Origin of the sequence: Synechococcus sp. H55.9, from assembly GCF_047462355.1 — a bacterium.
Lineage (GTDB): Bacteria > Cyanobacteriota > Cyanobacteriia > Thermostichales > Thermostichaceae > Thermostichus.
This window is the reverse complement of the sequence record NZ_JANSJB010000032.1, coordinates 1-8,060: the sequence shown is the minus strand read 5'-3', so window position 1 is coordinate 8,060 and position 8,060 is coordinate 1. Positions and strand designations below refer to the sequence as shown.

Genomic DNA, 8,060 nt, shown 5'->3' with positions numbered 1-8,060 from the left:
TAAGGCGCCTGCAGGAAATGACCGTTCTCAGAGTTTTGGCGCATCTGGGGCGACCGGCGCAGATCGTGCAATTCTATATGGAGCGCTACTTCTACTATCCGGTCGAGCGTTTCAGCAGTTGGGAGGAAATCAGCAGCCCGGGCACCACCTATGCCTTCTGGCCAGAGCACCAGATTTGGCTGCAAGTTCAGACCGCCTATCACAACCGTCGCCGCTACACCCTGCTGGGCGTGGATCTCAGGCCCTTAATTCGCAAGGTTACTTACAATCTGGCGGTGATGGTGAGCGGCTACCAAAGCCGGATCGGGCAAGTCTACAGCCCCTATCCAATCAGTTCTTTTCCCGCTGAAATTCAGGCCTTTACCGATCAAGTTCAACAGCAGATTCTACAGCAGGAGCGATTGGCGGTCTTGGTGCACGGGATCCCAGGTACGGGTAAAACGGCCTGGACGCAAGCGGTGGCCCACGAGCTGCTGGTGCCCCTGGGCTATGTGGTGTTTATCTTGGATCACGAAGCCGTACAGGAGTTCATCGCGCCCCCCTACCTGGAGCGGGTCTGCTTGATCATCAACGAAGCCGATAACCTCGCCCAAGACCGAGCCAGCGAGGTGGCCCAGCAGAGCACCAAAACCGAACGCATCCTCAGCCTGCTGGATGGCACCCTTCACCAAAGCGTGCTCGATCCCGATTATCTCGACTGCAGGCAGAGGCTGGTGGTGTTGATGACCTGCAACACGACCGAGCGCCTGGATCCGGCCGTTTTGCGCAAAGGGCGGGTGGACTTGATCCAAGAGTTTACCCACCGCTTTGTTTGAGCTGTGTCGGCATCTACCTGGTTTAGCCGCTGGGGCCAATCTTCGACTTGGGTCGGGCTTGGGTGGGCTAGGTAGCCCGCAGTTGAACCGGCATGACCAAATAGCAGAGGCGCGTCGCTCCAATCGGCTTCCAGATGGCCGGCTGGGTGGCGCCGTTCAGCTCCAGGCTCACCTGCTGGGTCTGAAACACCTTAAGGGCGTCCAGCAGGTAGCGCACATTAAAAGCCAGCTCCAGGTCAGGGCCGGACATCTGTACCGGCAGAGATTCCTCGCCACTGCCCACATCGGGCGCCTCGGTGCTGATGCGTAGGGTTTGGGTTGCCTCAGAAAGGCTGAACTTGATGATGTCGTTCCGCTGGGCAGCCAGCACCCCCACCCGCTCCAAGGACTCGATCAAAGGCCGACGCTCCAGGGTCACATGCCGCTCAAACTGCCGCGGGATCAGGCGATTGTAGTCGGGATATTGGCCTTCCAACAGGCGGCTGGTGATCCGCTGTTGGCACTGGGCGCCAGGGGGCAGAACAAATTGCACCTGGGATCGGTCAAACCGCAATTCCACCGTCGATGTCGCAGTCTGTGCGGCGAGGATGCGCTCCAACTCTCGCAAAGTACGAGCAGGGATGGTGAAATCCAACCCCAGGTTGGCCACCACCGGGATCCCGTCTGCCTCCACCTGCACCATGGCCAGACGATGCCCGTCGGTGGCCGCAAACTCTAAGCAAGGGGGATCCCCCGCCAAGAGCTTGACATGAACCCCCGTAAGCACCTGCTTGGTCTCATCCCCAGAGGCCGCAAAGAGGGTTTGGCCGATCCCTTGCAACAGGCTCTCGATGGGCAGCTCCAGGGCCTGAGCTGCTGCGCCTTCCTGCCCCGCCAGATCGCCATCCGCAGCGGCGGCACGAAGCGGTATCTCCGGCAAGGTGGGGTATTCTTCAGCCGACATGCCCCGCACTTGGTACTGGCCGGCTGCCGACGTGAGAATCACAGGGGCACCCTCCTGGGCTTGGTTGCTCACCCTAAGACTCATCGGGCCGCTGGGCAGACGGCTGACGATATCGCCGAGCAACTTGGCAGGCAGAGTGATGCGACCGGATCCCTTCACCTGCGCCTCGAACTCGCTGCGAATACACAAGTTCAAGTCAAAGGCGGTCAGGGCAACCCGTTGAGTTTCCCCGCTCGCCTCCACCAAGACATTGGCCAAAACCGGCAGGGCAGGGCGGCTGGCAACCGCTCGTCCAACGGAAGCGAGGTGGTGGCTGAGATCGGCTTGCTCACAGGTAAAGCTGAAGCCATTTTGGGACAGGTCGGCAGCCTCATCAAAGCGGCTCTCCCCACCATAGGGGCCGCCAGCCTTGCCGCTGCGCCGGGCCAGCGCGAACGACTCGGTTTCCAGTTCTCGATCCACAGGACGTTGAGCTTGCACCATGGGGAGCACTTGAGGGCTGCACAGGCACATCCTACACCGACTGCCCCGATCGGATCCTGCCTTGCCAAGACGAGTTTTGCAAAAAAAATTTTCTCGCGCGCGCGGGATCAAGCTAGAAACCACGATCCCTATCTAATTTAATTTTTTGATCTAGTAGTAGTAGGGGCTGTGGAAACTGTGGAAAGTGATCGCCAACCCCTTGCGCCATCAGCCTTTGAGCTTATTCCCCACCTGTGGAAAAACTGTGGATAACTTGGCCGTTTTTCCACAGGGTATTTATACCTGTTAATAACTTGGGGGGTTTTTCCACAGGTTTTCCACAGGTTTTTGGGGTTTTTCCACAGGTTTTCCACAGGCTGAAGGGATGCAAATGTTGCTATTTCCTGACAAATTCATAAAATTTAACACACGATCAGCGTGAGATCCCCTAACGTAGTGAGTCCTCCCCCTAAATATGGCTGGGGACTCCACCGGAGCTTGGGCAGGCTTCGCTGGATTTCCACAGCTTTTCCACAGGCTGGCGAAGAGAGCCTGGATCTTGTCTTTTGGCTTGATCGGCTCTGCTTGGCTGCCGGTGAGCTTGCAGGTACTCTTGGCAGGACAGCCAAGACTAAAGGCGGTAGGGATCGGGACGGGACAACACCTGACCCAGAGCAGGGGATCCAGTTGCGAGGGGATGGCGTCAAGAACCCGTAGCAGCGGAGGGTCAGGTGTAGGTCAACGGGATCCATTCTGGTAATGGCGGGAGCGCAGCACGAGCACGTCAGAAAGCTGGCGCAGTTGATTCTGAATTTGGGTCAGTTGCTTTTTGTCGCGCACATCGATACAGAGATCGATCAGGGCAGTGCGGTTGGCAAAAGTTTGTACCTTGGCGTTGCGAACATTGATGCTCTGATCCGACAGGCGGGACAGGATATCCCGCAACACCCCGACGCGGTCGATGACTTCCAGATGCAGTTCTACCGGGTAAATCTGAGCATTTTGCTGCAGTTGCTCTTCATTCCAGCGCACCGGCACCAAGCGTTCTCCCGAAACCTGGGCCACCCGCGGGCAGTCCCGATGATGGATGCTAATGCCTTTGAAGCGGGTGACCACGCCCAAGATCGGATCCCCGGGCAGCGGGTTACAACACTTGGCCAACTGGTGTTTCAGGCCCTCCACCCCCAAAATGGGGGACTGGGATTTGCGGGAGCCAGAAGCCGCCCCAGGCCGCGGCAACAACAGCTTGGATCCCTCGATCGCTCCTGCCTCTGTGGGGGGAGAGACTGCCGGTTTGCTGACCTCCTGTAGCCGATGGAGCACCAGCGTGGGGGTTGTCTCGCCATAGCCGAGAGCCGCCAACAAATCCTCTACGCTGGCGTAGTTGAGCTTCTCGGCCACCTTTTGCATCCGCTCGGATTTGAGCAGGGCATCAAAGCCCGTTTTGCCCAGCTCCCGCTCCAGCAAATGCCGACCCCGGGCGATGTTTTGCTCGCGATTCGAGCGCTTAAACCATTGGCGAATGCGATTGCGGGCCGAGCTGGTGGCAACGAAATTGATCCAGTCCAAGCTGGGATGGGCATTTTTGTGCGTGATGATCTGCACAATATCCCCATTGCGCAGGCGGGTATCCAAAGGCACGATCTTGTTGTTGACCCGCGCCCCCGCACAGTGATCCCCAACTTCGGAGTGGATGCGATAGGCGAAGTCCACCGGACAGGATCCCTGCGGCAAAGCCAGCAAATCCCCTTTGGGCGTGAAAACGTAAACCTCGCTCTCAAACAAGTTCTCGCGAATGGTCTCCAGATACTCTTTGTCGTCTTTGAGGTCGTTTTGCCACTCCAGTAGCTGCCGCAGCCAGGTAAAGCGCTCCTCGTCCGGCCTAACGGTGGTGCTGCCAGCCTCCTTGTACTTCCAGTGGGCGGCGATCCCGTACTCGGCCACGCGGTGCATCTCTTCGGTGCGGATCTGCACCTCCACCGGTCTTCCCTGCGGGCCGATCACCGCCGTATGCAAAGATTGGTAGCGATTGGCCTTGGGCAAGCCAATGTAGTCTTTGAAGCGCCCAGGGATAGGGCGGAAGCAGTTGTGAACGACCGCCAGCACCCGATAGCACTCGCTGTTGGTCTGCACGATTACCCGCACTGCCGAGAGATCGTAAATCTCGTGAAATTCTTTGCGCTGCTGCTGCATCTTGCGGTAGATGCTGTACAGATGTTTGGGCCGCCCGCTGATCTCAAAATGTTCCAGCCCCGCTTGGATGAGGTTTTGACGCAGCTCTTCGATAAAAGCTTGGATCTCCGCCTCTCGCTCGGCGCGCTTGGCGTTGACCAATTCCTGGATCTTTCGGTAGGCTTCGTAATCCAAATACTTAAAAGCCAAGTCTTCCAGCTCCCACTTGAAATGCCAGATCCCCAGTCGGTTGGCCAGAGGGGCAAAAATTTCCATCGTTTCGGCCGCAATTTGCCGTTGCTTGCTGGGGGAGAGGTACTGCAGCGTGCGCATGTTGTGTAAGCGATCCGCCAGCTTGACCACGATGACTCGAATGTCTTTGGCCATGGCCACAAACATGCGGCGGAAATTTTCGGCCTGCTGCTCGGTTTTGCTGGAGAAATTGAACTTAGAAAGTTTGGTAACTCCCTCTACCAGTAGACGAACTTCTGAGCCGAATTCGGCTTCCAGCGCCTCTAGGGTGACCTCTGTATCTTCGACAACATCGTGCAAAAGGCCCGCTGCCACCGTCACCGCATCTCCCCCCAGCTCTCGCAGGAGCGTAGCCACGGCTACTGGATGGGCAATGTAGGGATCCCCTGATTTGCGTTTTTGGCCCTGATGCAAACAATAGGAAAACTCAAAGGCACGGCGCAGCAGATCGGCTTCTTCAGCCGTGTAGGGCCGCAGCCCATCGCCGGGATCCTCAGCACCGGAAAGCAAAGCGCGCAGCCATCCCGGCACCTCAAAGTCGAGGCTGTTTAGGTCAAGACCTCTATCTGAGGTGGCAAGGACAGCAGTCTGACCCATGTGAACCCGGAGAAACAGGATGTTTAATTACTGACTATAGTTCATCCAGCTCGACCGCCAACAGATTGGAGAGAGAAAAAATACCGGATAAAAAGCGAAGCGCCGGCAAGCCGCCGACGCTGCCTGCTGGCTATCCTCAGCAGAGCGAGATTAGTCTTCGCCCCATTCCTCGCAATCGCCGATTAAATCGCAGAGGGGATCCGAGGGGCAGTAGTCTTGCAGCTCCAACTCCTGGGCAATTGCCTGCCACTCCCGCTGTGGGAAAAAAGGCTGCAGGTGGGAAATGGCTTCAGAGCGGCGCAGAACCCCCTCCCGGATGAGGCGACGAGCTTCCTCCTGAATAGCCTCAACCGCATAGTGGGTGGCTTGTAAAGTGGGCATGGCTTAACCTACAGGTGGGATGAATGGGATGCACCGGAGGGCCAGAAGGAATCTGGACTTGCCTGGCCATCTCCATCATAGAACTGGGTCTCGTTTCGTAGCAAGAGATACAACTTTGTAGTGCAGATAACTGTAGGGATAACCCGCACCTGCCTGAAAGACCATGCCACACTGGATCCCAACCCTTCCAACAGCAGCACCTATGGATCCCTGTCTGATCCCTGTCAAGCTTCCCCACGGCTCCTACGACATTCTCATCCAGTCCCCCGCAGGTTCCGGCGGCCACAGCCTCAGCCAGTTGGGATCCCAGATGCGAGCTTTGGGGCTAGCCGGCAAGGTGCTGGTGGTGAGCCATCCGGGTATTGCCAAGCATTTTGCCGAAAAGTTGATGCAAGGGTTGCAGCAAGCCGGGTTTGCCGCTCATCTTTTTCTGTTGCCCGCCGGCGAGCGCTACAAGACCCTGCGCTCCGTGGCCAAGATCTACGATGCTGCCTTGAGCTTTGGCCTGGAGCGCTCTTCCACCCTCGTGGCCCTGGGAGGCGGGGTAATCGGGGATATGGTGGGGTTTGCTGCCGCCACCTGGCTGCGCGGGATCCCTTGGGTGCAGGTGCCCACCTCGCTTTTGGCCATGGTGGATGCGGCCATCGGCGGCAAGACCGGCGTCAACCATCCCGGCGGGAAAAACCTAATTGGGGCCTTCTACCAGCCGCGCCTGGTGTGGATCGATCCAACGGTGTTGCAGACCTTGCCCCGGCGGGAATTTACCTCTGCCCTGGCGGAAGTGATCAAATACGGCGTCATCCAGGCTGCCGACCTGTTTGAGTTTTTGCAAGACCGGCCCAAGCTGAGCCGCTATGCCGACTTTGCTCCCGCCGACCTGCACTATCTGCTGCGCCGCTGTGCCGAGTGCAAAGCCTGGGTGGTACAACAGGACGAACGAGAGGGGGGCCTGCGGGCCATCCTCAACTACGGCCACACCCTCGGCCATGCCCTGGAAGCCGTTACCGGCTACCGCCGCTACCTGCACGGGGAGGCCGTTGCCATCGGCATGGTGGCTGCGGGGGAGATCGCCCGTCGCCTGGGGTGGTGGAGCGCGACTGAGGCCGAGCGGCAGCGACGCCTTATCGAAAGGGCAGGGCTGCCCAGCCACTGGCCCGCCGGGATCCCTTGGGAGGCGGTGCTGCAGGCGCTGCAGGCAGACAAAAAAGTCAAGCAAGGGCGGATCCGCTTCGTTCTGCCCCGCCGGATTGGCCAAGCGGAGCTGACCGATCAAGTTGAGCTGGCGGATGTGCAGGCCGCTCTGGCCGCAATGACAGGAACCTCTTGAACCCTAGAATTAGGAAGACCTGAGGACAAGAAAGCATGGGACGGCAACAACGGGTAGCCATCTTGGGGGCCACAGGAGCCGTAGGAATGGAGCTGCTAAAGCTGCTGGAAGAGCGCCGCTTTCCGGTGGCAGAGCTGAAGCTGTTGGCCTCGCCCCGCTCGGCGGGCACCCACTTGACCTTCAAGGGAGAACGGATCCCGGTGGAGCCGGTTGCAGAAGCGTCCTTTCGGGGTCTGGATCTGGTGTTGGCCTCTGCCGGGGCGAGTGTTTCCAAAACTTGGGCCAAGGCCATCGTCGAGGCAGGGGCAGTGCTAATCGACAACTCCAGCGCCTTCCGCCTGGATCCCGATGTCCCGCTGGTGGTGCCGGAGGTCAACCCCCAAGAAGCCTTTCGCCACCAGGGGATCCTCGCCAACCCCAACTGCACCACCATCCTAATGTGCGTGGCCATCTACCCGCTGCATCGCCACATCCCGCTGCGCCGCGTGGTGGCTGCCACCTACCAGTCCGCCAGCGGGGCCGGGGCCCGCGCCATGGTGGAGCTAGAGGAGCAAACCCGCGCCTACCTGCAAGGCCAACCGTTGCAGCCGCAGGTGTTCCCCTATCCCATTGCCTTCAACCTCTTCCTCCACAACAGCCCCCTGCAAGAAAACGGCTACTGCCAGGAAGAGATGAAGATGGTCAACGAATCCCGCAAAATTATGGGATCCCCCCACCTACGGCTGACGGCTACCTGCGTGCGGGTACCGGTGCTGCGCACCCATGCCGAGGCCCTCAACCTGGAGTTCGAGCAGCCCTTCCCGGTGGAAAAGGCCCGACAAATTCTGGCCCAGGCTCCTGGGGTGGTGCTCATCGAAGATTGGGAACGCAACCGCTTCCCCATGCCCATTGATGTAGCCGGCAAAGACGAAGTGGCCGTGGGCCGCCTCCGCCAGGACATCTCCGAGCCCAAAGCCCTAGAGCTGTGGCTGTGCGGGGATCAGATCCGCAAAGGAGCAGCCCTCAACGCCATTCAAATTGCCGAGCTGCTTTTGAAGGACTAGTTCACCACCACTGTCCAAGTAACAGGCCCGGCCTGAACAGGAGCCGCCTGCGTGCTGTTCAACGTGAC

6 protein-coding genes are annotated in these 8,060 nt (G+C 59.0%); 3 read left to right on the top strand and 3 right to left on the bottom strand.

The window, feature by feature from the left end; genetic code table 11:
- The coding region (locus tag NW857_RS05980) for an AAA family ATPase (RefSeq protein WP_414368308.1) at positions 1–815 on the top strand (815 nt) is incomplete at its 5' end.
- A gap of 67 nt (positions 816–882) precedes the next feature.
- On the opposite strand, the gene dnaN is transcribed toward NW857_RS05980, so the two are convergent.
- The 3 genes from dnaN to NW857_RS05965 all read right to left on the bottom strand — a co-directional run bounded on the left by dnaN (position 883) and on the right by NW857_RS05965 (position 5,622).
- Complete coding sequence (gene dnaN, locus NW857_RS05975) at positions 883–2,241, bottom strand: DNA polymerase III subunit beta (protein ID WP_414348229.1); 1,359 nt, start codon at positions 2,239–2,241, stop codon at positions 883–885.
- Positions 2,242–2,958: 717 nt separating this feature from the next.
- The gene (locus tag NW857_RS05970) at positions 2,959–5,241 is read right to left on the bottom strand and encodes a RelA/SpoT family protein (protein WP_414334189.1); all 2,283 of its coding nucleotides are present in this window, start codon (positions 5,239–5,241) and stop codon (positions 2,959–2,961) included.
- Positions 5,242–5,391: 150 nt separating this feature from the next.
- Positions 5,392–5,622, bottom strand: coding sequence for a DUF4327 family protein (locus NW857_RS05965; RefSeq protein WP_414334190.1), 231 nt, complete (start codon positions 5,620–5,622; stop codon positions 5,392–5,394).
- A 202-nt stretch (positions 5,623–5,824) separates the two neighbouring features.
- Here NW857_RS05965 and aroB point away from each other — a divergent pair, with 202 nt between their 5' ends.
- Positions 5,825–6,949, top strand: a complete 1,125-nt coding sequence (gene aroB / locus NW857_RS05960; protein WP_414368306.1) for a 3-dehydroquinate synthase — start codon at positions 5,825–5,827, stop codon at positions 6,947–6,949.
- Between the two features lie 35 nt (positions 6,950–6,984).
- Positions 6,985–7,992, top strand: a complete 1,008-nt coding sequence (locus NW857_RS05955; RefSeq protein WP_414334194.1) for an aspartate-semialdehyde dehydrogenase — start codon at positions 6,985–6,987, stop codon at positions 7,990–7,992.
- Positions 7,993–8,060: the final 68 nt, after the last annotated feature.